Raw genomic sequence first — 24,473 nt, 5'->3', positions numbered from 1 at the left:
GGCGGGCTTTTGCCGGTACCCTCCTTTTTCAAACGTCTTCCTGGGGAATACCCCAAGGTCAATACACAGGATGCTGACCTTGCCACCAAGTATATACGTGGCAGTAGAGTCAGCATCCTGGATCGGTGATCAATACGAGCAAGTTAATTACCTGGCAAAATTCAGTCTGACGGGCTATCAGCTAGTTGCCTGTTGATGGTTCGCGTCCGCCAGCGGTGGCGGCCGTTTTGGTGCCAAACTGTAGCCAGTCGAGGCTGAAAAGGTCCCGGTTGGGCGTATCTGCCTTAACAAACACGAAGTACAGGTTGTGTTTGCCGCCGGGATTCTGGATCGACGTACCCAGCTCAACGAACTTGTTCCAGCCGCCCGTAGCCGTATAGGCCAGCGTACTGATGACCGGGCCGGTCGGCGAGTCAGTATGCACCTCGACTGTAGCATCCCGGTCTTTCGACGAATACCGGTACGTGAGTTGGTCGATGCCTTTCAGATCAATGTTTTTCAGAACAAAATATGATTGGTTGTGAATATTACCGAGGCGTTTACCCTGCCGGGTCATGTTGTTCAGTTCATCGGCCTCGCTGCCCAGCACTTTTGTGGGGCGCAGCATCAGCACATCACTTTTCATGAGCGCTAACTTACTCCGCGTGGTGGCGTTGGCTTCTCCCTTATCAGTATACGAAGCCGTCAGCATGTACCGACCTTCCTGCGCTTTACCGACATGCTCTTTCAACACAATGTTACCCTGCTGTGGCAAGCGGTTTTCGGTTGGTTCAGTCCCCAGCGACAACACGTACTTGATCATCTCGGCGGCATCCTCGCGCGATAGTTGCGGGTGAGCACTCATCGCGTGTTCGCCCCAGACGCCACCGCCGCCAACAATTACTTTGTTGGCCAGCCTGGCCGTAGCGGTTTTGTCGTCGCGGTATTTCTTGGCCACGTCAACAAAAGCCGGCCCAACCGATTTAGCCGCTACCTGATGGCAGGCCTTACAGTCTGAGCCCGCAATAAGCGATTTACCCAGGTTGAACGACGCCGTCAGTTGCTGATGGCCCATCATGGGCTCACTGCTCACTTTAGGAATGTAGTTCAGCACCACCTTCACGTTCTTCTTATCGATTACCTTATCTTCCTTATCCTTTACCGACACTGAGTAGGCCAGCGGTGTTTGGGTGGCCGGGAAGAACGTGCTGTTCTGATTGACCGAAATGGCCACCTGTGGTAATGTGTTACCTACCCGGATCGTCATCGTATCCAGGCTGGCATTGCCGAGCTGGTCACTTACTTTCAGAATTGTCTTATAAATGCCGTTCTTCCGGAATGTATAGCTCGGGTTCGCTACGGTTGAGCCAACCGTTTTCCCGTCGAATCGCCACTCGTAGCGAAGCTGGTCACCTTTATCGAAGTCGCGGCTCTGGTCGCCTTTAAACGCAACCGTCAGCGGCGCACTACCCAGCGTGTCGGATGCCGTTACCTGCGCAACCGGCGCACGATTCCCGCCGTTGAAGTCAACTTTTACCAGGCGGGCGTCGTCATTATCGATCCCGTAGACCGATCCGTATTCCAGCATATACACGCTGCCATCAGGGCCGATTTCCATATCTACAGGCCGGCGGAAATCACCGGTTGTGGGCATAAACGGCTCCATCGACTGGTAATTCTGGTTGTCATCCAGCCGAATCGCATACACCCAGTTGCGCATCCAGTCGTAGACGAACAGGGCCTTATCGTAGTAGGCAGGCAGTTTGGTAGTCGATGCCAGTTTAGGATCAAAGTGATATACCGGCCCGCCCATAGCGCAACGGCCGCCCACGCCCAGCGCCGGAAACTCGTCTGATTTATTATATGGATACCAGACCATCGGCTTCTGGGTTGGCGGCAGGTTTTTCATCCCCGTGTTGTTGGGCGAATTGTTTACCGGCGCATTCGGGTCGAAGAGCGCACCAACCGATTTAGTGGCGAAGTCGTACTGAAAATATGGTTTGTTGTCGCCTACGAAATACGGCCAGCCATAATTTCCCGCTTTCCGGGCCTGATTGAACTCATCGTACCCGCGCGGCCCCTGCACACCATCCGTACCGGCATCGGGCCCGATTTCGCCCCAATACACAATCGACGTAGCCGGATCGACCGAGATACGGTACGGATTCCGGCAGCCCATCACGTAGATCTCGGGGCGGGTACCAGACGTACCTGGCGGAAACAAATTCCCTTCCGGAATCGTGTATGATCCATCGTCGGCCACATGAATACGCAGAATCTTCCCCCGTAGATCGTTCGGGTTCCCGGCCGACCGCTGGGCGTCGAACGTGAGCCGGCCCGATCGCGAATCGATGGGCGCATGGCCGTTCGACTCAAACGGTACTGTATTATCACCTGTCGAGATAAACAGGTTTCCGTGTGCATCCCAGGCCAGCGAACCACCCGTATGGGCACTTACTTCCAGATCGATCGGAAATTCGATGATCGATTTTTCCGAAGCCAGATCCAGCGTACTGTCGTCGTTCACCCTGAACCGGGCAATACGCTGACGGGTCTGGTCTTTGTCTTGAATAGTGTAGAAGAAATAGAGGAAATGGTTCTTCCTGAAGTTTGGGTCGATGGTCATACCCAGCATGCCATTCAGGTACTTGTCAACGGCTTTTACGGGGAAATCATGGAGCAGGCGTGTTTTCTTCTGACCGGGGTCGTACATATAAAACTTACCGGCCCGTTCCACAAAGAACACCCGTCCGTCGGGCGCTACAGCCAGTTCCATCGGCTCGTTAAGGTCATTAAACAGAACCGTTTTTTTAAACCGGTTTTCTTCCGGCCGATTGGTTGTGTCAGACATTGCCTGCATCGCAGGATTTGGCATGGGCTCGTGCCCCGTCAGGTACGTCGTCAGGGTAGTGGCACCCAGGAAAACGCCAAGGGATATACCGTATTTAAACGGGAAATGAAACATAGATATAACAGAGATATATTGATACGAGCGAGTCAACTGAATCCCCTGATACTTTGAGCATTACTACGGGATTTTCCAAAAGATGTTGTAAATAATGCAACATTACCACATTAATTATCGGCAATCAGGTCGGTTTTCGTCAAAAAAAGGGGGTAAATTAGTCCCTGATCATGAAGCGGCTTCTCCTACACATCGTTTGCCTGGTAGCACTCTGCTTAGTAGCAACAACTGGTCTGGCCCAGCCCGAATCGGGTCGGTTTCGGTTCGAACATATCACCGTCAACGAAGGGCTGGCGCACAGTGACGGCATGTGTATCGAACAGGATAAATCCGGGTTTATCTGGATGGGTACCAACGACGGCATCAACCGCTACGACGGCTACGAGCTAAAGAAATACCTGCTGCCCATCAACAACCGGAATGGCCTGTTCAGTAACCGGATTCAGGACATGTACTGCGATGCGAAGGACCGGCTCTGGGTGGGAACGGAAAGCGCAGGACTGAGCCTTTTCGATGCCGATCATGACCGATTTGTCAACATCAGCCAGCGGGTCAGGCCATCGGCCAACAAGGCGCTGGTTGAACGGTTACAGATGATCGACGTGCTATCCATCACCTCGGATAAGCTGGGCCGGATATGGGTTGGCTCCAGTCGCCACGGCGTATTTGTGCTCACTCTCGATTCAGATAACCAGTTAACCCACATTGAGCAACTTGTACTGGCGGGCCACGCAGGACCTGATTATTATATTTCCGACGTTGTTGTTGACCGGGGTGGCACCGTCTGGATCGGCACCTACGGCGTTGGTTTGTGGTTTGTTTCCCCGGCCAACTTAGCTGCCCAGCCACTAGTTGCCCAGCCTGCGCCATTGGCCGACCGGGTTGTCAGCGCCCTTCATCTGGACCGACGCAATGATTTATGGATCGGAACCGACAATCAGATTTTCTGGGTCAGTCAACAGCACCGACGTACCCGGCAGCCGTTCAACACGTACTCACTGGGGTACTCCATTCAGGGCCTCGAATGCATTCATCTCGATTCGTATGGGCGGCTGTGGGTAGGCACCAATTACGGCCTGCACCTGTGGGAGCCTCAACGGGCAACCAGCCCCGTATCGCCCATGCCTGTGCTCACGGGCAAACCTACTACCTACCTTCCGCTCGACGATGACCCGTTCAGTATAAATTCGGGCCGAATTCATCAGCTTTTCGAAGACAAGAATCAGATTCTGTGGCTGGCCGTTTCGGCGGGGGGCATCAACAAGGTGAACCTGCGCTACAAGCCGTTTGCCAACCTGCAACGGCAATACGCCCAGCACCCAACCCTGACAAACAATTTCGCCAATGCCATTTATAAAGATGAAGCCAGAAACTGGCTCTGGATCGGCACCCGAAACGGTTTTTCGCGCTATGATCTGACCACTAAAACGTACCGGAACTACGAGAATCGGCAGCTTCCGGGCGATGCAACCGGAATCGACATTTCGGCATTCTGCCGGGCGTCGGATGGCACGCTCTGGGTGGGTACCCGCTATCACGGCCTGATCCGGCTAAGGGAGGATAAACTCGTTACCACCACGCAGCTCTCTCCGCAACTCAGGCTTAGTTCAACCATGCTGGAGAGTATCGTTGAGGATCGGTTCGGCACCATTTGGGTAACCTCGCTCGATCTGGGTTTGCTTCGCTTCGATAAAGACGGCAAGCTGCTTCAGCGTTTTCATACGGGCAACAGCCCCGTACCCACCAATCAGTTTTCGTTTTTGTGCCTCGATACAGACAAAGACCTGCTGTGGGCCAGCACCCGCAATGCCGGCGTGCTGAAGTTCAGGGTCACGGCCACATCACTGAGTTTACTGAAACAGTTCAGTTACAACGCAGGCGACACCACCAGCCTGAGCAACAACTACGCATGGCCCCTGCTAAAAGACCGGCGGGGTACGTTGTGGATCGGTACCATCGGCGGCGGCCTGAATCAGGTAACAACAGATGCACAGGGCAAGGAGGTAATCCGGCGTTTTGATAAGAAACTGCCCGTCACCAACGTTGAAACGATTCTGGAAGATGATCAGGGACATCTCTGGATCGGTGGCGCCGGTTTAACGCGTTTCAACCCGGCAACGGGGCAGTCGGTGCAGTATCTGGTGGCCGACGGGCTGCAGAGCAACTCGTTCAAGGTTGGTTCAGCCTATAAATCGACCGACGGCACGCTCTACTTTGGCGGAATAAAAGGCGTTACGTACTTCCAGCCCCGCGATATTCAGCCCAACCCCTATGCGCCGCTGGTTCGCCTGACGGGCCTGCGCATCTTCAACAAACCCGTTTTGGCCGACGAACCGGTAAATGGGAACGTACTATTGACGAAGCGAATCGATAAAACAACTGACCTGCTGCTGAGCGCGTCGGAAAATGATTTCTCCATCGATTTTGTCGGGCTGAATTATGCCAATCCGCAGAAACACAAGTACGCGTACCGGCTTATCGGGTATAACAATAGTTGGATCATGCCCGCACCAGGCCAACGTACGGCCAGTTTCGCCAATCTGCCCGCCGGCGATTATACGTTTGTGGTGAAAGCCGACAACGGCGAAGGAAAATGGTCGCTCCAGCCAGCTACGCTGCACATCACGGTGCTGCCCCCCTGGTACCGGAGCTGGTGGGCCTACCTGCTCTACGTCAGCCTGGGCGCGGGTGGCTTATTCGTTTACCGGCGGATAGAACTGGCTCAGCAGAAGCTGAAGAACACGCTGGCCCTTGAGAAGTTTCAGGCCGAAAAAGAGAAAGAAGTGACCGACCTGAAACTGCGCTTCTTCACCAACGTATCGCACGAGTTACGTACGCCGCTTACTCTGATTCTGGGGCCTATGGAAGAGTTGGCGTCGGCCAAAAATACGTTCCACGGGGTTAAAGACAAGATCATGCTCATGCACCAGCAAACCCGCAAACTGCTCGATCTGGTGAATCAGCTGATGGAGTTCCGCAAGGTTGAATCAGGGCACGTAATGCTGCGCGCCAGCCGGGGCAACGTCATCAATTTCATCACCGAAATCTTCCTGATCTTCCGGCTCAAGGCCGACGAGTTGCAGATGGATTATGCCCTGGACGCCCCAGAGACGACCATTATGATGTATTTCGATCGCAGCAAACTCGAAATCATCCTGACCAATCTGCTTTCCAATGCCTTGAAATACACGCCTGGCAAAGGCAAAATCAGGTTGATGGTGTCTATTGTTGGTTCGCCCGATGAACCGGCAGTTTTTCACGGCAACACGTTACACGACAATTACCTGCAGGTCACTGTGCGCGATTGGGGAATCGGGATGAATGCAGATGAACTGGATCAGATTTTCAACCCCTATTTCCAGGCATCGCATACGGAAACGCTGCGCATCATGGGCACGGGCATTGGCCTGTCGCTGGTGAAGCAGTTTGCCGAGGCCCACGCGGGTGAAATTACGGTACAAAGCACCCCCGGCGCGGGCACAACGTTCATGCTTCGTCTCCCCTTCGGTCAGGGTCATTTGGCCACAACAGACATTCTGGATGACGTACCCGCCCCCGAACGGCTTCCGCAGGCCATGCCTGAAACCGTTGGTGCCGAAGCAGGTACGTTGCTGCCCATTTCCGGTTCAACCCGCATTTTGGTGGTAGAAGACAACGACGAATTGAGGCAATATCTCCAGCAGCTATTCGAACCGGCGTTTGAGGTCTTCGTAGCCACCGACGGTATCGACGGGTGGGAAAAGTCGCTGAGTTTAATGCCCAATCTGGTTGTCAGCGATGTCATGATGCCCCGCAGCGACGGCCTGGAACTCTGCCGGAAGATTAAGCAACACCCAAAAACGATGCATATTCCGGTGGTGTTGCTAACTGCCCGGGTAGCCGTCGTACATGAACTGGAAGGGCTGGAAACGGGTGCCGACGAGTACCTGGCAAAGCCGTTCAACCCCCGAATCCTGTACGCCAAAATTGCCATGATGCTTCAGAGTCGGCATCAGCTCAAGGAATACTACCAGCGCCAGATCCTGCTCGAACCGACCGATGTGGTCATTCCCGATCAGGAGAAGCAACTTCTCGAAAGGGCAATGGCCATTGTAGAGGCCAACCTCAGCGACCCTGAATTCAACGTACCCACACTGGTGCGGGAAATGGGCATGAGCCAATCGTCGTTCTACCGGCAGGTGAAAGCCATTACGGGCCAGACAGTTGTTGAGTTCATTCGCGACATTCGCATGAAACGAGCCGCGCAACTGCTCACGTCAGGTACGTTGCGCGTGTCGGAAGTGGCAACCCTGGTGGGTATGGAAGATGTAAAGCACTTCCGTAAAACCTTCCAGAATGTATATAGCCTTTCCCCTTCCGATTATACTAAACAACAGCAGGAGTTGAGCGTGTAAGTGTAGGTACGTTGCTTTGCGCTGATATGTATTGCTGACCCCAGTGAACTCTCACAATATCGCTTCCCGAACGCGCACTAACCGCTCAAGCAGGGCTTCAAGCTGGTCTAACGGCAACATATTGGCTCCGTCTGATTTGGCTTCGGCAGGGTTCATATGCGTTTCGATGAATAATCCGTTTGCCCCTACGGCGATAGCGGCTTTGGCAATGGTGGCGATCAGCGCCGGTTTACCGCCCGTAACGCCCGATGCCTGATTGGGTTGTTGCAGCGAGTGCGTGCAATCCATTACAACCGGTACACCATGAGCCTGCATGGCCGGTATATTCCGGTAATCCACAACCAGATCGCCGTAGCCGAAGGAATTGCCCCGATCGGTCAGGAAAACGACGGCATCGGGGTTGGTGGCTTTTACCTTTTCAACGGCAAAGCCCATGCTTTCGCCCGACAAAAACTGCCCTTTTTTTACGTTTACCGCCTTCCCCGTTTTGGCCGCCGCTTCCAGCAACTCGGTTTGACGACACAGAAACGCCGGGATCTGCAACACATCGACATGTGGTGCCGCAATAGCCGCTTCGTGCGACTCGTGAATGTCGGTAACCGTGGGAATATCGAATGTACGGCCAACCTCTTCCAGAATTGACAGGGCCAGTTCGTCGCCGATGCCGGTAAAGGAGTTTAGTTTAGTCCGGTTTGCTTTCCGATACGACCCTTTGAAGATGTACGGGATTTGCAGGCGATCGGTAATGGTAACGATGCGCTCGGCAATGCGCAGGGCCATATCGCGGCCTTCAATAGCACAGGGGCCAGCCATCAAAAAAAAGCGGTCATTATCAGTATGTTTGAGTTTCGGGATCAGCATGACAATCAAATTAAGACGATATAACCCGGCAAAGGTACAAGGCTCCCGGCTGTATGCCGGGCAAAACATACACTATTCACTTAGTAGAGTTCACTATTCATAACGGCTACAAGTACTGCTTATATATAAGTAATAAACTTATAACAAGTGAGTTAAGTGTAAATTGGCGTGCAAAATCAACGATAGCAAGCTGCAAAAATTGTTTGGCTTTACGTTGGTAAAGTGTTTTCTTTGCGAAGTTTTTTAACACAAAAGGACTACCGAAATGTCTCAGACTTCTGAAAAAGTAAAGCAAATCATCGTTGATAAATTAGGTGTTGATCCGTCGGAAGTTACGCCGGAAGCAAGCTTTACAAACGACCTTGGTGCCGATTCCCTCGACACGGTCGAACTGATTATGGAATTTGAAAAAGAATTCAACGTACAAATCCCGGACGATCAGGCTGAGAGCATCACCACGGTAGGTCAGGCGATCAAATACCTGGACGAGAACACGGGCAAGTAAGCTCAACGCATTAAGTCATGGCCGGGCATCAACATATTGACTGATCCCGGCCATATCTTCTTTTTGTACGCCATTGCGGCGTATCGACGCCAGCCGGTTCCGGCCCTTGCTCAGCTGCCAGTTCGTTTAGAATCTTTTCGCCGCTTTTTTGTGGATCTCGCATTGCCCCGCTTCTTCAAGCAACCGTTTGCCCATTGGTTTAGCTCGTCTGATGAGAAAAACCGACGTCGGCAACTGCGTCAGGCTATTGCGCACATCATCGGCGAATCCCCTTCACGCATAGGCGTTTACCAGTTAGCGGTACTACATACGTCGGCCTCCAAAGAGTCGGCAGTGACTGGCTTTCGGGAATCAAACGAGCGGCTTGAGTACCTTGGTGATGCCGTTCTGGGGATGGTCATCGCCGAATACCTCTTTAAAAAATACCCCTTCAAAGACGAAGGTTTTCTGACCGAGATTCGCTCGCGGATCGTGAACCGCGAAATGCTCAATGTTATTTCGCGCAAGATCGGTCTCGATAATCTGATCGAATACGACGGGCAGCGCGGTCGGCTTATGCCCGCCAGAACTTCTATGTATGGCGATGCGCTTGAAGCGCTCGTTGGAGCCGTTTACCTGGATAAAGGCTTTAATTTTACCCGGAGCTTCATCCTGAAAAAGTTGCTGACCCACTACGATCTCGACGCCGTAGTGAACAATAACGGCAACTTTAAAAGCCGCCTGATTGAATGGGCGCAGCGCGAAGGCAAAGACCTTCGTTTCGAAATTATTTCGGAACAGGGCAGCAGCCAGTTCCGCGAGTTCATTGCCCAGGTTATCGTCAACGATGAGCCGTTTGCTACGGGCAGTGGCTACAGTAAGAAAAAGGCGGAACAATCAGCCGCTGAAGATGCTTTCAAAAAATTAGAGCTGAAGTAAGCGCAGGTACGTTGCTGGATTAATCTAGGCTTCTCTGTAGTACGTAACGGCCAGCGAACCGTTGAACGACGCTATCTTTTGAATTTGCTCCGGTGTAGCTTCCCAATTTCCCTGTATCGAGCGGAAAACAGCTACCCAAATACTAATGCTAATGCCACCGCTATCTTTAATAGCTTTATAGTTATCAACAATCATAGCGAGCAAGCTATCGAACTGACTATTCCTCTCTGATAGCGATTTTACGGCTACAGAGAGCGTAGCCAAACCGCTTTGGTGAATACCCTTATGCGTTTTACGCACGTATTCATCCCCCTTCTCTTGGCAATCATCAAATATCAATTTGCTCATTGACAGAAGCTTACGAGGCATAAAATCTTCACCATGAATTGTTGCACTAATTTTCAATTCAAAATCAGGATCTTCCTCCATGCTGGTGTTATGTTATTTCAAGTTTGGGAAGCTATCGCATATTCCTCTCGCTGCAGTGGTAAAGGCAGCAAAAAAGGGCCGTTTCCACTTAAGAAACGGCCCTTTTCATAAAAGCGGCTAAACGGCTAAACTTATAATTCAGCCACTTCGTCTTCCTCTTCAACGGCACCCATTGGGTCGAGGAGGGCGTTTTGGTCTTCAGAGATTTTCGCGCGGATCTTGCCTTCCAGTTCGGCCATCAACTCGGGATTGTCGAGGATCAGGTCTTTCACGGCATCCCGACCCTGTGCCAGACGGCTGGTGCCATATGAGAACCATGAGCCGGATTTTTTCACGATCTCCATCTCAACGGCGAGGTCAAGAATCTCACCTACTTTCGAGATACCCTGACCATACATGATATCGAACTCAACGACTTTGAAGGGAGCCGCCAGTTTGTTCTTCACCACTTTCACTTTGGTCCGGTTACCCACTACGTTATCGGCGCCCTCTTTGATCTGCCCGATACGACGGATATCAAGGCGAACGGATGCGTAGAATTTCAGGGCGTTACCACCGGTTGTTGTTTCGGGGTTACCGAACATCACACCGATCTTTTCACGCAACTGGTTGATGAAAATGCAGCAGCACTGGGTTTTATTGATCGTACCCGTCAGTTTCCGCAGCGCCTGCGACATCAGACGAGCCTGAAGACCCATTTTGCTCTCGCCCATTTCACCTTCGATCTCTGCTTTTGGTACCAGAGCGGCAACGGAGTCAATGACGATAATATCGATGGCACCGGAGCTAATCAGGTGCTCGGTGATTTCGAGCGCCTGTTCGCCGTTATCGGGCTGGGCAATCAGCAGGTTATTTACATCGATACCCAGCTTCTCGGCATACGTCCGGTCGAAAGCGTGTTCGGCGTCGATGAAGGCGGCAAGGCCACCTAGTTTTTGGGCTTCGGCAATGGCATGCATCGTCAACGTGGTTTTACCCGACGATTCAGGACCGTATATTTCAACGACCCGGCCGCGTGGTAAACCACCAATGCCAAGGGCAAGATCAAGGCCTAGCGAGCCTGTTGAGATAACAGGTACGTCAACGACTTTGCTCTCGCTCAGCCGCATAACGGTTCCTTTGCCAAACGCTTTATCTAGTTTCTCAATAGTTGTCTGAAGGGCTTTCAGCTTGTTGTCATTAGCAGTTGCTGTGGCCGTAGCAGAATCGGATTTTGCCATGTTTACGGGGTTGTTTAACTCAATAAAATTAAGACTTTTTTGCGGCTTTTCCAAGCGATTTTTACAATGAAATCAGTAGGCAGGCAACGTACCTAACCCATACTTCTTTCGAAACTGAAACGAGTGTGCATAAGCCACATTTCAGAACACCAACAGACTCATAATCAATCATCTAACTCCACCTTTCTTCTGAATTAGAGCTAACCCATCCATTGGTGCCCCGTCCCACTCTGAAGAGTAACTGCTGGCGCGATAGTCACTTCGCGTTGGCAACGCTCGGGCGATAGCGAGTACCCTTCAGGGCGGGGAGCTGCGGCGAGGCTTCAGGGATGGATTTGTCGCTTCAATTGCCTGAAAATTGAGGTAGAATCAGCCAGTTGACGCCCCACATCGACCTGCGCCTGACCGGCCATTTTACCGACGGCCGTAGGCGAAATATACCAGCCCAGCGGATACCGGTGTTTCTTTGTGTTGAGCATCAGGCTGGCGTAATCGAAACTAAGCGCGCGCCTGTCGCCCTGCAATGTACGGCCGATAAGCTGGTCGAGGCTAACCCCGTTCCGGTCCCATGTATTCAGAAATCCTTTCACCGGTTCAACCAGAAAACGGAACGTATTCACCGAACCCTTCGCTTCTGAGGCAGCATAGTTGGGCAGAAACAGCAGGTAATAAGCCACCGGTCTGCGAAGCGTAGCCCGACCCGCCGCCGGCTTGCTCAGACTTTCGCTGATGCGCTGCAGTTTTTTGATCAGTTGCACCGCCGTGACGATACCCGTGTTCTCGGCATAGCCGCCGTCAATAATGTGGTAACTGGTCTGCCGAACGTCGGTTGTGATGTTGGGCAGCACACCCTTCGCTTTGCCGCCGCTGGTTACGAACGGAAACCGGGCGCAGAGAAATGTAGCCGTTTTGTAGGGAACATCGTGGCCTGTGCTGGCAAAGAGATCGGCTACGTCGTAGAATGGGTTTTGCCGGTCGCTGGTATTGCCCAGATCGAGGTTGCTCATCACAATTTTCTGACCCGTTTCGGCCACGGCCCCATTCAGCAGCAGGGCGGGCAGATTCAGCGAATCGGTCGTCAGCGTGGTACTGTCGGGCCAGAGCGACAGAAATGATTCGGTAAGCTGGCCCCGTACGCCATCATTCGGTATATTAGTGCTTGTCAGCAGGCGTTGTTCCCAGGCATCTTCGAGCCAGCGGTTCCGGTCAATGGCGTGTAGCGGAAACGGAATGAAGTTATGAATTCCTCCCCGGAACAGCATCGACGCCACCGCAGGCGATACCAGGTCTTCGGTCACCACACTTCGCAGATGCGCCGTAATACTGTCGGGAAACGAGGTGAGCGACTGGCTGACAGGAACCGTTGCCTGACCACCCAGAACAGCCACGTAGGTAGCCGCACCGACCCCACCGCCCGATACTCCGCTGATGGCCAATACGTGGTGATCGAAGCCGGGTATCTGTTTGTTCAACGCAATCAGCGATTCGGTTGTCCAGGCGGCAGCCCGAATACCGCCGCCGGCCGTAGCAATGACCACCACAGGCAGGGTACTGGTGTCGGTGAAGGCGTGCCGGGTTTTCAGCCAGTGGGTATAGTAGGCCTCCACACTGGGGCGGCGAGCCGTTGTGTCGGGTTCGCCGGTCTTCGCATTCAGCTTAACCGGACTTTGCCGAATATCGCTGTTGTCGTTGAAGCGCGAAAAGGCCAGCACGGCAAGCAGCAGACCTACCAGAACGGGGTATTTGGGTAGTTGGTTGAACTGATACAGCAACGTACCCATGTAGGCCAGGCCAGTGAGCCAGATCATAACGATGGCATAAAGGCCAATGCCTTTCGACAGGATCAGGCCGGTAGCAGAAGGCAGAAATAGCAGCATCAGGATAACCAGCACGCCCTGCCCATACAGGATACTGTAAGGAGCCCTATCCACAAGCAGGGCATAATCGCTGGCGGGCGAATCGGGCTTGAACAGCGCAAACGACCAGCGCCGCTCGGGCCGGGTTTCTTTGTCGGAATAGTAATGAATCCGGTGGATAACGATCGCAAACAGCACATAAACGACCGATAGTGCCAGCAGAATGGAAACGTATTTAAAGGCGAAATCCGGCGTTTTCTGCTCCACAGACGCCAGACGACCAAAGTTGAGGGCAAGGGTCAGGAACAGTAACAAAAACGGCACATGCGATAGCCAAAGAGGCGTGTTGCGAAGCAGCCGCAGTTCAGCCCCTATTTTGTCGAGCGCCCGGGCCGTTGAGTCTACTTTATCGGGATCAACGCCCTCGAAAAAATTAGGCTGGATGAACAGCAGAATTTTACTGCTCACATACACCATGCCGCTCCACAGACAAAGCGCAATAAGCGTAAACAGCACTACCCACAGGCCACGTTGTTCGGTCAGCAGGAAATAGAAAAGTTCGTCGAACTGATCGAGCTGAAAAACGCCAAACATGGCCAGCAGCAGATATACCACAAATTGCACGTTCAGAAAGCCCTTCCAGAGGGTAGAAACATACGCACCGAACGATAGCGGCGGCGGCGGGGTAAATGCCTTATCGTGCTTGAACCGAAGTACGGCATTCCGAATGTCCAGATCAGTCTGACGACGCCGGTTTATGTGGTGCATCAGTCGGTGGCGAACGTCAGCCTGATTGTACCGATCGATACCAATGAGCCGGAAAAATGCTTCACGGATCGACAGCATGATGCCCAACGGATGAAGCAGAATAAAAAAAACGGCGGCCCCGGCCGGTATAAACTTCAATAGCCGCAACAGCAGTATAGCCCCGCCCGCCAAGGGCCCGGGGTAGGCCAGCAGCCAGCCCATCATGGTCACGTTCTCGAGCAGGTCGGCCAACGCAGCCACAACCAGCAACCGCCTGATCCAGCGGCCAGCACACTGCATAACCAGTTTCAGGAGCGGCCGAAACCGATTGGTGACAAACAAACTATGGTAAGAAAAGTACCGGCACCAGATAGCCAGCGTGAGCGTATAGGCCGGCAGAAAAAGTAACGTATCGACGGTTAAATCCAGCCACGCCAGCCAACTACGTTCGGCTGGCCAATCCCTGATGAGTATCGTCGGATTGACGCCCGTGTCGACATACTGGCCGGCCAGCGAATGAAGGTCGCCGCCATTGAATTGCCGTTCCACAAAGCCAATCAGGGCGGCGGTTAGTCCGGTCAGAACAAGCCAGAATACACGGTTGGCCGCCTGTTGTTGAACAAACAAAGCCAATCGGGCGCGAAGAATAAGCATAGACCGAAACAGGTGACGATGACTGGCAACGATGACCATCCACAACGGCAAGGTACGCCTGCCAGTACGTAGCCTATTTACGTTGTTCCAGCTATTTTTACTGAACGTACCGACAACGTACCCAACGGCCGGTGATTTAGCCCAACGGCGCCTGGCGTATAATCAAAACCGCACGCTTTGGGGTTAGCTTATTGTGTCAACAGCCATAAGCAGTGGACACCCTGTCTTTCATGAACGATGCTACTTCTGCCATTTGCCTGACTAACGTAACCAAGCGCTACCACGACCGGGCCGTTGTTGATAACCTTACACTGACAATTCCGGCGGGCGAAACATTGGTACTGCTGGGTACGTCGGGCTGCGGTAAAACCACAACATTAAAGATGCTGAACCGCCTGATCGACGCCGATTCGGGCACGATCGCCATCAACGGCGTGGATATCCGGCAGCAGGAACCACACCTATTACGCCGAAGTATTGGGTACGTTATTCAGGATGCCGGGCTGTTCCCGCATTATACCGTGGCCGACAACATTGCCGTAGTGCCGCGCCTGCTCGGCTGGGACGACGGCCGAATGAAGCAACGTACCCAGGAACTGCTGGCGATGCTCCGCCTGCCCGATTCCGTGCTGCTGCGTTTCCCCGATCAGCTCAGCGGAGGTCAGCGCCAGCGCATCGGCCTGGCCCGCGCCCTGGCTGCCGACCCGCCGATCATTCTGATGGATGAACCCTTCGGCGCGCTCGATCCTATTACCCGCGCCGCCATTCGCCGTGAATTTCGGGAACTGGAAGCGCTGCAACAGAAAACCATTGTGCTGGTTACCCACGACGTGCGCGAAGCCGTCAACCTCGGCGACCGAATTGCCCTCATGGACGCCGGCCGGATCGTTCAACTTGGGCCACCCAGCGAGTTAAGCGACCAGCCAGCTACCGATTTCGTTAAAGAATACATGGCACTGTAACAGTTATCAGTGCTGCTATGGCACGTTCCATACGGTAGCCACTGATACTTATTCACGGGTAACTGATCCTTGATTTATGCTTGAATTTATACGCGAAAACGCTGCCAAACTGCTCGAGCAGACCATGACCCACATTGGCTTAACGTTTGGGTCGCTGCTACTGGCCTTACTGATTGGTCTGCCACTGGGAATTTTCATTGCCAAACGGCGGCGGGTAGCATCGGTGGTGCTGGGTGTGGCCGGCGTGTTGCAAACCGTGCCGAGCATTGCGCTCCTGGGTTTCCTGATTCCGCTATTGGGCATTGGCGCTGGTCCGGCATTGATGGCCCTGTTCTTATACGCGTTACTGCCTATCATCAGAAATACGTACGTGGGCATTACGGAAGTAAACCCAACACTAACCGAAGCGGCACGGGGCATGGGCATGACGGATGGGCAGGTATTACGCCGGGTTGAACTGCCGCTGGCACTTCCCGTCATTTTTGCGGGAATCCGCACGGCCACGGTGATCAACGTGGGCGTGGCTACGCTGGCGGCCTACGTGGCGGCAGGCGGGCTTGGCGAGTTCATTTTCGGCGGCATTGCCCTGAATAACACCAACATGATGCTGGCGGGTGCTATTCCGGCGGCGTTGCTGGCCGTATTTTTCGATTGGGGCCTGGCCAGATTACAGGTGGTTAAATGGGGGCAGTTACGCAGCCGGACCGGCCTGTGGCTACTGCTGCTTCCGGTATTATCGTCGGCCTATCTGCTGCCACGGGCCGGGCAAACAAAGCTGCTGGCAGGTTTCGCCCATGAGTTTGGCGGACGGGCCGACGGGTATCCGGGTTTGCAGAAAACCTACGGCCTCAACATCTCGAACCGTCTGCTCGACCAAAGCCTGATGTACGAGGCCATACGTACCCGAAAAGTCGACGTGATCAGCGGCTATTCAACAGACGGACGTATCAAGGCCTTCAACCTCGTGGTGCTCGATGACGACAAGCATGCGTTCCCACCCTATGCCGCCGCTCCGGTTGTGCGCGAAGCAACGCTCAGAACATACCCGGAACTTGGCCCGGCGCTCGACCGTCTGGCAGGTCGACTTACCGACTCGATCATGACCGACCTGAACTACCGGGCCGATTACCTGCACCAGTCGCCGGAGCGGGTAGCGCGGGAATTCCTAAACCGGGCCGGGTTGTTGCGTTCGCCCTCGGGGCCTCGGCGAGGGCAGGTGGTCATGGGCTCGAAAGTGTTTACCGAACAGTATATTCTGGCCGAGATCTACCGGCAGCTAATCGAAGGGCATACGTCGCTACGGGTAGCGTCGAAGACTGGCTTTGGTGGTACGCAACTCTGCTTCGATGCCCTGCGTACGGGTGCCATCGATTTCTATCCTGAGTATACGGGCACAGGGCTGCTGGTGATCCTTCAACCCAAATCCGCCGTGCTAGACTCCCTGAATGGGCAACCAGAAGCCGTATATAAGTATGTTGATCAGGAGTTTACCCGGCGGTATCAACTACACTGGGGAAAACCATTGGGCTTTAATAACGCCTACTGCCTGATGATGCGCCGCCCGGAAGCCCAATCGCTCGGTATCCGCTCTATTTCAAGGCTGACCAGCTACATAGATCAACAGTAGATGTCAATCTGGTCTGGTTTTTGAGCACACTCCATTTTAGTTCAGGAATTGGATTTAACAACGATTCGAGGCGGCTTTTTAGCTAAAACGTGGACTTCGACTCCGGTTAAATACCCTACCTTTGGGGTACGTATCATATCTAACTCATAAAATTCATAGTATGAATCGGTTCTTTACTCGTCGTTATCTAGCTGCGTGGCTAGCCATCATAAGTAGCCTTGCCACCAGTAGTTTATCCTGGTCGCAAACCATTACGATCAACGCTATATCGCCAGTTGCACCCTGTCCAGGATCGCCTGTTTCGGTAACATTTACAACAACAGGCTCGTTTTCAGCCACAAATTCCTTTGCGCTCCAACTATCGAGTGGTAACGGTGATACTTCTTCGCCTATCAATATTAACGGAAGCGCTGTGCCTATAGGCACTTCCACGTTCACAATATCAGGCACGTTACCCTCCCTGTCTACATTGCCTTATGCTACAGGTTATAAGTTCTGGATACGGTCAAGTAGCCCTATAAGGACTAGTCCCTTTACAAGTAACATTGCTATTGGCACACCCTCACTAAGTGTCGGCACAACAAACAGCCTAGCAGTCTGCGCTAATACGGGAACGCAACCTATCTCGGTTACCGGTACCAACGTGGAATGGTATTCAGGCTCTACGTCTACGTCTATCAGTCAGGGCAACACCTATTCTATACCGACCGCTTCTAGCACGCCCAACTCCTCACTTACTTATTATATCGCCCAGAAAATAAACCAGTGTTTAAGCGCCCGAACGGCTCTCACTGTGTATTTATCAGACCCTCCGCCAGTACCGGATAAAGTAACACCACCAGCAGTTTACTGCCCTACAAATAACCCACCAGTCACCTTAACAGCATCAACTAACGTAGCGGGAGCCTCGCTCCGGTGGTATAGTCCGCCTAATAGCACAACGTCGGCTTCTCCTCCATCAGCACCTACTACTACCGGCTTATATAGCTATAGCGTTAGTCAATTGAGTTCAACAGGCTGTGAAAGCAGCCGGAAAGAAATTCTTATTCGTGTTTACGACGCGCCACCGTCTTCTCCGCCTAACGTTTCTAAAACGAGTCTATCAATCTGTCGGCACGATTTACCAACAACGTTATCAGCTCAAACCACCGGCAATGGCACGTCAATCTTTTGGACTGTTCCTGGGAATTCAACGCCAATAAATAGCACCTCTATCACACTGAGTTCAACCGCTCAGGCAGGGCAGTATCAGGTGAGGCAGGAAAACGCAAATGGTTGCTCAAGCCCATCACAAACCGTTGACGTGACAATCAATGAACGGCCAACCCCCCCTAGCGTTCAGAATGTATCGGTCTGTCAGAACGAGTCTGTAAGAGCACTGACAGTGTCGTCGAGTTCTAATTCGATAACTTGGTATGTAAAGGGAAGCAATACTCCTTTACCCGGCGCGCCAAGCCCCTCTACTTCGCAGCCCAACAGTCAAACTATTTACGAAGTAACCCAAACCGATGGTAATGGTTGTGTTAGTACGAAAAGCGCTGAGCTGACCTTTTTTGTTCGTGCACTACCTGGCAAACCTACGTTGTCGGGTTCATATATATACTGCTCAGCCCAAGCTCCTACTTCACTAACAGCCAATGGCAACAAACTACGGTGGTATACCGACGGGGGTAGTAATCTGGGTACGTTCATCTCAAATACGACTACTCAAGCTCCAACCAGGTCAGGCTCATACACGTATCAGGTAACGCAAACAGATGGAAACGACTGCCAGAGCGACTTTCTTGCTGTACCGGTTCAAGTAAAAGCCACCCCAACTAAACCAACGACGTCATATGACAATAACATTGCCAACTTCTGCCAGGGTCAGAGTTCGTATCAGTTAGCAGCTACAGGTGAAAACATAAAGTGGTATACCTCAAACGCACCTAACAGTACAAGTCTCGCACAGGCGCCATCGCCCTCTACAGCAAATCAGGGGGGCACACCTTATTACGTTTCCCAGACCAATAGTGATGGTTGCCCGAGTGATCTACTCACTGTGACAGCCTATGTGAATGCTACACCACCTGCCCCAACCTCGGCTCAATCGCGCACATACTGCGCCGGCGACGCCGTAACGGGCCTATCGGCCACGGAGCCAGGAGTATTATGGTACACATCAGCAACAGCGGTAACAGGCAACAAACAGGCACCGACACCAAGTTCCAATGCCAGTAATGTGGGTGCAGTTCAGGAGTTTTTCCTTAGCCAAACAGTGGCAGGCTGCGAAAGTCAGCAACGGCAACGGGTTACCGTGGCGGTGAAGCGTAAACCTGACCAACTCTCCGACATTAGTACTGCTTTTTGTAAGACATACGCACCTTCTTCCCTGTCAGCGCAACCCGAAAGTGGTGCTACGCTAATCTGGGTCAATAATGGATCAGAAAGCGGAACGGCACCTGTAACGCCCAATGACGTAGACCGAACATACACGTACCAGTTGTTACAAACCCTGAACGGTTGCCGCAGTAACGCCGCTACGGTGAAGGTGACAGTGAAACCAACACCGGGCCAGCCTGGTATCAAAGCGTACTCACTTTGTCTGAACCGCGACTCGCAGCCGCTTCAGGTTAACGGGACAGAATTGAAATATTACGACAAAGACGACAAGTACCTTGGCACTACAGCCCCCTCGCCCAGCACTAGCCAGGTGACAACAGTTGTTTACAAAGTATCTCAGTCGACAGATGGTTGTGAGGGACCGAAGATTACGTATGACGTACCTGTGTATGCCATTCCCGGCAACCCCACCTTTACCCAGCCCAAAGAGTATTGCGCCGAAGAATCAGCCTCGCCTATTGTTGCTTCGGGTCAGAGCCTGCTCTGGTATGGCAGCAGCACGGGCGGATCGGCTAATGGCCAGGCACCAACGCCCAGCACGGCGGCGTCGAACGTTGGTAACCCGCAGCAGTTCTTCGTTACCCAAACTATAAACGGCTGCGAAAGCCTTCGTCAGCAAATCAACGTAACGGTAAAGCGCAAGCCGGCCTTACCAACCACCACGAGCAACGTTGAATTTTGCCAAACGTACAGCGCACCCACCCTGACAGCCACCCCGGAAACCAACGCCTCGATCATCTGGCTGGTGGATGGTAAAGAGAGCGCAACAGGCCCAACGCCACAAAACGGCGACGCTAAAACGTATACGTATCAGGTACTGCAGGAGCTCAACGGCTGTCGGAGCAACCCGGCTACAGTCACGGTGCGGGTTAAACCAACGCCGGGGCAGCCGAGTATCACGCCGTTCCAGTTGTGCCAGTTTAGCCCGGGCCGGGCGCTTCAGGCAAACGGTAGCGATCTGAAATATTACGACGCCAACAACAGCCCGCTTGGGTCAACGGCCCCCGTTCTGAACACGGAAACGCCCCGTACGTGGCTATACCGGGTGTCGCAATCGACAAACGGCTGCGAAGGGCCGAAGATCGATTACTCGGTGGTGGTACAGCCTAAACCCGCGCCACCTGTTACGCAGGCAGTCACCTATTGCCTCGAAAGTAGCAACAATCCCGACCAGCCAAAGCAGACCGTACAGCCGCTCTCGGCCCAGGGCCAAAACTTGCGGTGGTATTTTGTTGATGGTAACGCGTTCCCCGAAAACTTCACGCCCACCCCAGCCGTAACCAATACCTACGCGATGGACTACCGCGTGACCCAAACGGTTAATAGCTGCATTAGTGATCAGGGTCTGTTGCGCGTGACCGTAGTAGCCAATCCAGCTCCGGTGATATCGTCGTCGCTGGTGACGTACTGCCGCAACGATGTAGCTCAGCCGCTAGGCGCAACCGGACCTGGCCTCCGCTGGTTCGACCCGAATGGTCAGCTGCTACCGGCCAGCGATCAGAACCCAACCCCACCCACTGCCAACGCAACCAAGGGGGGCGAAACCTATCAGGTATACTCGGTTTCAAGTGGCGGCTGCGTCAGTCCGCGCAGCACCATCCGGTTGGTCATCAATACCAACCCAACCCTGGGCTTATTGGGCTCTACCACGGTCAATTATGGTCAGACGGCGTCGTTAAGACTTCGGTTTACGAGTTCACCGCCGTACGCCTACACCCTGACAGACGGCACATCCGGCATTGCTACCGATACATTATCATCGGTTTCGGTAAAACCACTGCAAACAACCACCTACCGGGTAGCCAGCGTATCGAACGTTTGCGGAAACGGGCTGCCGGGTAACCCCGCCACGGCCACTATTTTCGTCAATATTCCAACGGTGAGCACACAGGCGCTGACGGTGGGAACGGTCTGCGCGGGCACCAGTTTTGCCGTCACCTATGCAACCACCGGTGTGTTCAATACGGGTAATGCCTTCAAGGTTCAGGTGGCCGATACTACGTCGAAAAACTACGTTGATGCCTCTGCAACCAGTACTGGCAGCACCATCACCGCCAATTTACCGGCTAGTTTAAAAGGGGGCCCTTATTTTGTTCGGGTAGTGGCCACCAATCCGGGGGCCGAGGTGCCGGGGCTACGTAGCCCAACGGTGCTGACGGTTCGCGGACTGCCCGCTGCTGTTTTAAGCGGCACACAGGCCGTGTACGAAGGCAGCCCGGCCAGCCTGAGCATTTCCCTTTCCGGCGATGGCCCCTGGTCGATCAGCTACAGCTCAATTATCGATGGGGCTCAGCAAACGGTCAACACGTTTCAGACCAACGCCAATCCGCATATTCTGTCTGTATTGCCATCCAAAACAGCCAGTTATTTCCTGACGTCGGTGAGCAATAACTGCAGCAGTACCGGCCCCGTATCGGGTACGGCCGCAGTAACGGTTCTTCCGTTACTAGCTGTCGAGAATCCGTTGTTGAACACGGTATCGCTGTATCCGGTACCTACACAGAACCTGTTGACGGTATCAATCGACCTGCCTATCACAGCACGAGAACCAGCCCAGTTAATCCTGCGCGATATGACGGGGATGCCCGTATTGACCCGGCAGACAGACGCCCGCCAAACGGTACTCGACCTGGGTCAGCAACCCGCCGGGCTTTACCTGCTGAACGTACAGGTCGGCGAGCACCACGTGGTCCGGAAGATCATGAAGTTGTAGAAGCAGTTAGTCAATAAAACGGGCTGGCTTCAGTACTGAAGCCAGCCCGTTTTACTTGTCAGGTACGTTGTTGATACCCGGCCAGCGAACCGTAGTGTCGACTCGTCAACGTACCCGTATCATTACTAAAAAAGCGGAACAGGTTGCCCTGCTCCGCTTTTTGTTATATCGGCTCAACCGAACTAGTTTACTACCCGAATTGCGTGTACACCCCGCGTCAGACTGATACGGCCCGGCTGTTTGGTCAGGCTGGGTTGGGCGCCTTTTGTTACTTTATAAAACTCGATACCGCCGTTACGCATCCCGTAATCCAGGTATTCGGGAATGGCAATGGCCAGATTATCGCCTGTTTTGTCAAACTCTACGGCCTGTGGCATAACGCCGTCGATCTGGGCTTTACCACCCGCCGTCAGCTGACCACCCGACAAGGCAAACAGCGCCAGTTCACTTTTACCCGCTGCTGCATTCGTAAACGGCTGACCCGATTGCATGGAGCTAATCACCGCCACAACTGACCCGTCGGGGCTGATAGCTACGGCCTCGGGGGCTTCGGAGGTCGCTACCTGCGAGGCAATCTTGGCATCAACGGGTGTTTCGTCGGTACCAAATTCAACAACAAACACTTTATTCTCTTTGCTGTCGGCAACAACGTAGTGTTTGCCGTCGGCCGTGAATTTACCGGAACCAGGCTGGGTACCCACTTTTACGGGTTTACCGTGCGCCGCTACATATGGTTTCTTGGTCTTCTCGTCGACAACATATTTCATAATACCCACTTCACCGGCAGCGGTGGTGTAAGCCACAAACTGCCCACCCGGGTGGAACGTAACGTCGGTAATGGCAACACCCGGAACCGGCGACGCAGACGTCAGAACATATTTTGGTTTTGAACTGGCATCCAGATCGATCAGTTTCAGCTCCTTACCCGATTCGGTTGAGGCAATAACGAGGCTGGTTCCGTTGGGGGCCAGGGCCACCGCCGTCAGTGCCCCGCCGGCACCAACAGGAAGCCGATATTTGACCAGCGGCTTCTGTGGCGAACTCAGGTCTACTGCAAACATGTAGTTTGTGGCCGGAAAATCGGTGATGCCTTTGATCGTTGCCAGGCTATCGCTAAGCTGGCCACGGCCTTCAACCACAAAGCCCAGCCGCCCGTTCGGCGCAATGGCCAGCACCTTATCGGTCAGCGCCATCGAATTCGACAGGGTGTTTGAGGTGCCAATGCTTTGCCCGTTACGGTTCAGGGGGAAGCTAATGTACGTAAGTTGATCACGGGTGCCGGGGGTGGTGTACCGGTTACCGTCGACAAGGGCTGAGGCCGATAAGTCAGCGTCAGAAATGGCGACCAGCGCCCGGGCGTTGAACTGGATAGGTGCCTGCGCAAAAGCGGTGCCTGTGGTGATGCCCGCCAGCATCAGCCACGCAGCGAGAAAACTGACTTTTTTCATGTGTAATCGGTAAAAAACGCTGTTTAGGTGAAACACAAAGATACCCGCAGGAATCAGATTACCTAACGATTCTGGCGGCGCTTATTGTCTACGAAACAGCTGGAATAACCAGCCGAAAACCAACGCCATGCACACTATCGATACGAACCGCCGGATCGGCCGACAACCGCTTGCGGAGCCGCGAGATAAACACATCCAGACTGCGGCCCATGAAATAATCATCATCTCCCCAGATGGCCCGCAATAAGTCATCGCGCCGAACAACGGTATTGGCCCGGTTGAGCAGAAAAGCCAGTACATCAGCCTCGCGTTGCGTCAGCACATCATTCAGGCCGGCCCGCAGCAACGTCAGGTTAGCCTGGTCGAACAGGTACGTACCTATAACAGGAAGTGATGAGGCAGCACGCACCTGAGCAGTAGCGGGCGGCACCGTAGCTCGGCTCCGCTTCAGGAACACGTCAATTTTCAACAACAACTCATCGATGCTGAACGGTTTTGTCAGGTAATCATCGGCTCCTAAACGCAGCCCCGTGAGCCGGTCGGCCCGGTCAGCACGGGCGCTCAGGAACAGGATAGGTACGTCGGTGTTGACAGCCCGAATCTGTCGGGCCAGCGCGAAGCCATCGGTCTGCGGCAGCATCACATCAAGCAGGCACAGATCGAAGGAGCCGGTCTGAAAAGCGGTCCAGCCGTCGGTTCCGGAGGTGCAGTGATACACGGCAAACTCGGCGGCTTCGAGGTTGTCGCGCGTGACGAAGCTCAGGTTAATGTCGTCTTCGACGTATAAAATCCGGGCGCGGGGTGTCAAGAACA

General features: G+C 53.5%; 14 protein-coding genes. 7 read left to right on the top strand and 7 right to left on the bottom strand.

The annotated features are described in order from the left end of the window. Window positions 1-181: 181 nt before the first annotated feature. A complete protein-coding gene (locus J2I46_RS26520) occupies window positions 182-2,944 on the bottom strand; it encodes a PQQ-dependent sugar dehydrogenase (protein ID WP_207332117.1) in 2,763 nt (920 codons plus the stop codon). A gap of 170 nt (window positions 2,945-3,114) precedes the next feature. On the opposite strand from J2I46_RS26520, the gene J2I46_RS26515 reads away from it, so the two are divergent. Beyond that, window positions 3,115-7,338 carry a hybrid sensor histidine kinase/response regulator transcription factor gene (locus J2I46_RS26515; RefSeq protein ID WP_207332116.1) on the top strand — a complete coding sequence of 1,408 codons (4,224 nt, stop codon included), beginning with the start codon at window positions 3,115-3,117 and terminating at the stop codon, window positions 7,336-7,338. A 51-nt stretch (window positions 7,339-7,389) separates the two neighbouring features. On the opposite strand, the gene kdsA is transcribed toward J2I46_RS26515, so the two are convergent. After that, a complete protein-coding gene (gene kdsA, locus J2I46_RS26510) occupies window positions 7,390-8,199 on the bottom strand; it encodes a 3-deoxy-8-phosphooctulonate synthase (protein ID WP_207332115.1) in 810 nt (269 codons plus the stop codon). A 265-nt stretch (window positions 8,200-8,464) separates the two neighbouring features. Here kdsA and J2I46_RS26505 point away from each other — a divergent pair, with 265 nt between their 5' ends. After that, a complete protein-coding gene (locus tag J2I46_RS26505) occupies window positions 8,465-8,704 on the top strand; it encodes an acyl carrier protein (RefSeq protein WP_085412421.1) in 240 nt (79 codons plus the stop codon). A gap of 150 nt (window positions 8,705-8,854) precedes the next feature. Beyond that, on the top strand, window positions 8,855-9,622 hold the full coding sequence (gene rnc, locus J2I46_RS26500; RefSeq protein ID WP_374758105.1) for a ribonuclease III: 768 nt from the start codon (window positions 8,855-8,857) through the stop codon (window positions 9,620-9,622). A 24-nt stretch (window positions 9,623-9,646) separates the two neighbouring features. Here rnc and J2I46_RS26495 read toward each other — a convergent pair whose 3' ends face one another. The 3 genes from J2I46_RS26495 to J2I46_RS26485 form a co-directional block, all read right to left on the bottom strand. After that, entirely contained in the window at window positions 9,647-10,051 is a 405-nt protein-coding gene (locus J2I46_RS26495; protein WP_207332114.1) for a hypothetical protein, read from the bottom strand. Between the two features lie 131 nt (window positions 10,052-10,182). Beyond that, window positions 10,183-11,271 carry a recombinase RecA gene (gene recA, locus J2I46_RS26490; protein WP_207332113.1) on the bottom strand — a complete coding sequence of 363 codons (1,089 nt, stop codon included), beginning with the start codon at window positions 11,269-11,271 and terminating at the stop codon, window positions 10,183-10,185. A 323-nt stretch (window positions 11,272-11,594) separates the two neighbouring features. Beyond that, the gene (locus tag J2I46_RS26485) at window positions 11,595-14,528 is read right to left on the bottom strand and encodes a hypothetical protein (RefSeq protein WP_207332112.1); all 2,934 of its coding nucleotides are present in this window, start codon (window positions 14,526-14,528) and stop codon (window positions 11,595-11,597) included. Between the two features lie 31 nt (window positions 14,529-14,559). Here J2I46_RS26485 and J2I46_RS26480 point away from each other — a divergent pair, with 31 nt between their 5' ends. From J2I46_RS26480 to J2I46_RS33375, 4 genes are all read left to right on the top strand, one after another. After that, complete coding sequence (locus J2I46_RS26480; protein WP_207332111.1) at window positions 14,560-14,715, top strand: hypothetical protein; 156 nt, start codon at window positions 14,560-14,562, stop codon at window positions 14,713-14,715. Between the two features lie 43 nt (window positions 14,716-14,758). Continuing rightward, window positions 14,759-15,490, top strand: a complete 732-nt coding sequence (locus tag J2I46_RS26475) for an ABC transporter ATP-binding protein (RefSeq protein ID WP_207332110.1) — start codon at window positions 14,759-14,761, stop codon at window positions 15,488-15,490. A 76-nt stretch (window positions 15,491-15,566) separates the two neighbouring features. Beyond that, window positions 15,567-17,117 carry an ABC transporter permease/substrate-binding protein gene (locus J2I46_RS26470; RefSeq protein WP_207332109.1) on the top strand — a complete coding sequence of 517 codons (1,551 nt, stop codon included), beginning with the start codon at window positions 15,567-15,569 and terminating at the stop codon, window positions 17,115-17,117. A 2,053-nt stretch (window positions 17,118-19,170) separates the two neighbouring features. Beyond that, on the top strand, window positions 19,171-22,212 hold the full coding sequence (locus J2I46_RS33375; protein WP_207332108.1) for an Ig-like domain-containing protein: 3,042 nt from the start codon (window positions 19,171-19,173) through the stop codon (window positions 22,210-22,212). 182 nt (window positions 22,213-22,394) lie between these two features. Here J2I46_RS33375 and J2I46_RS26460 read toward each other — a convergent pair whose 3' ends face one another. Together J2I46_RS26460 and J2I46_RS26455 are read right to left on the bottom strand one after the other, a co-directional pair. Next, window positions 22,395-23,660 (bottom strand): WD40 repeat domain-containing protein, encoded by a 1,266-nt coding sequence (locus J2I46_RS26460; RefSeq protein ID WP_207332107.1) that lies wholly within the window; start codon window positions 23,658-23,660, stop codon window positions 22,395-22,397. An 88-nt stretch (window positions 23,661-23,748) separates the two neighbouring features. After that, complete coding sequence (locus J2I46_RS26455) at window positions 23,749-24,468, bottom strand: response regulator transcription factor (RefSeq protein ID WP_207332106.1); 720 nt, start codon at window positions 24,466-24,468, stop codon at window positions 23,749-23,751. Between the last annotated feature and the right edge of the window lie 5 nt (window positions 24,469-24,473).

The organism is Fibrella forsythiae (assembly GCF_017353175.1).
Lineage (GTDB): Bacteria > Bacteroidota > Bacteroidia > Cytophagales > Spirosomataceae > Fibrella > Fibrella forsythiae.
This window is presented reverse-complemented; position numbering and strand designations above follow the sequence as displayed.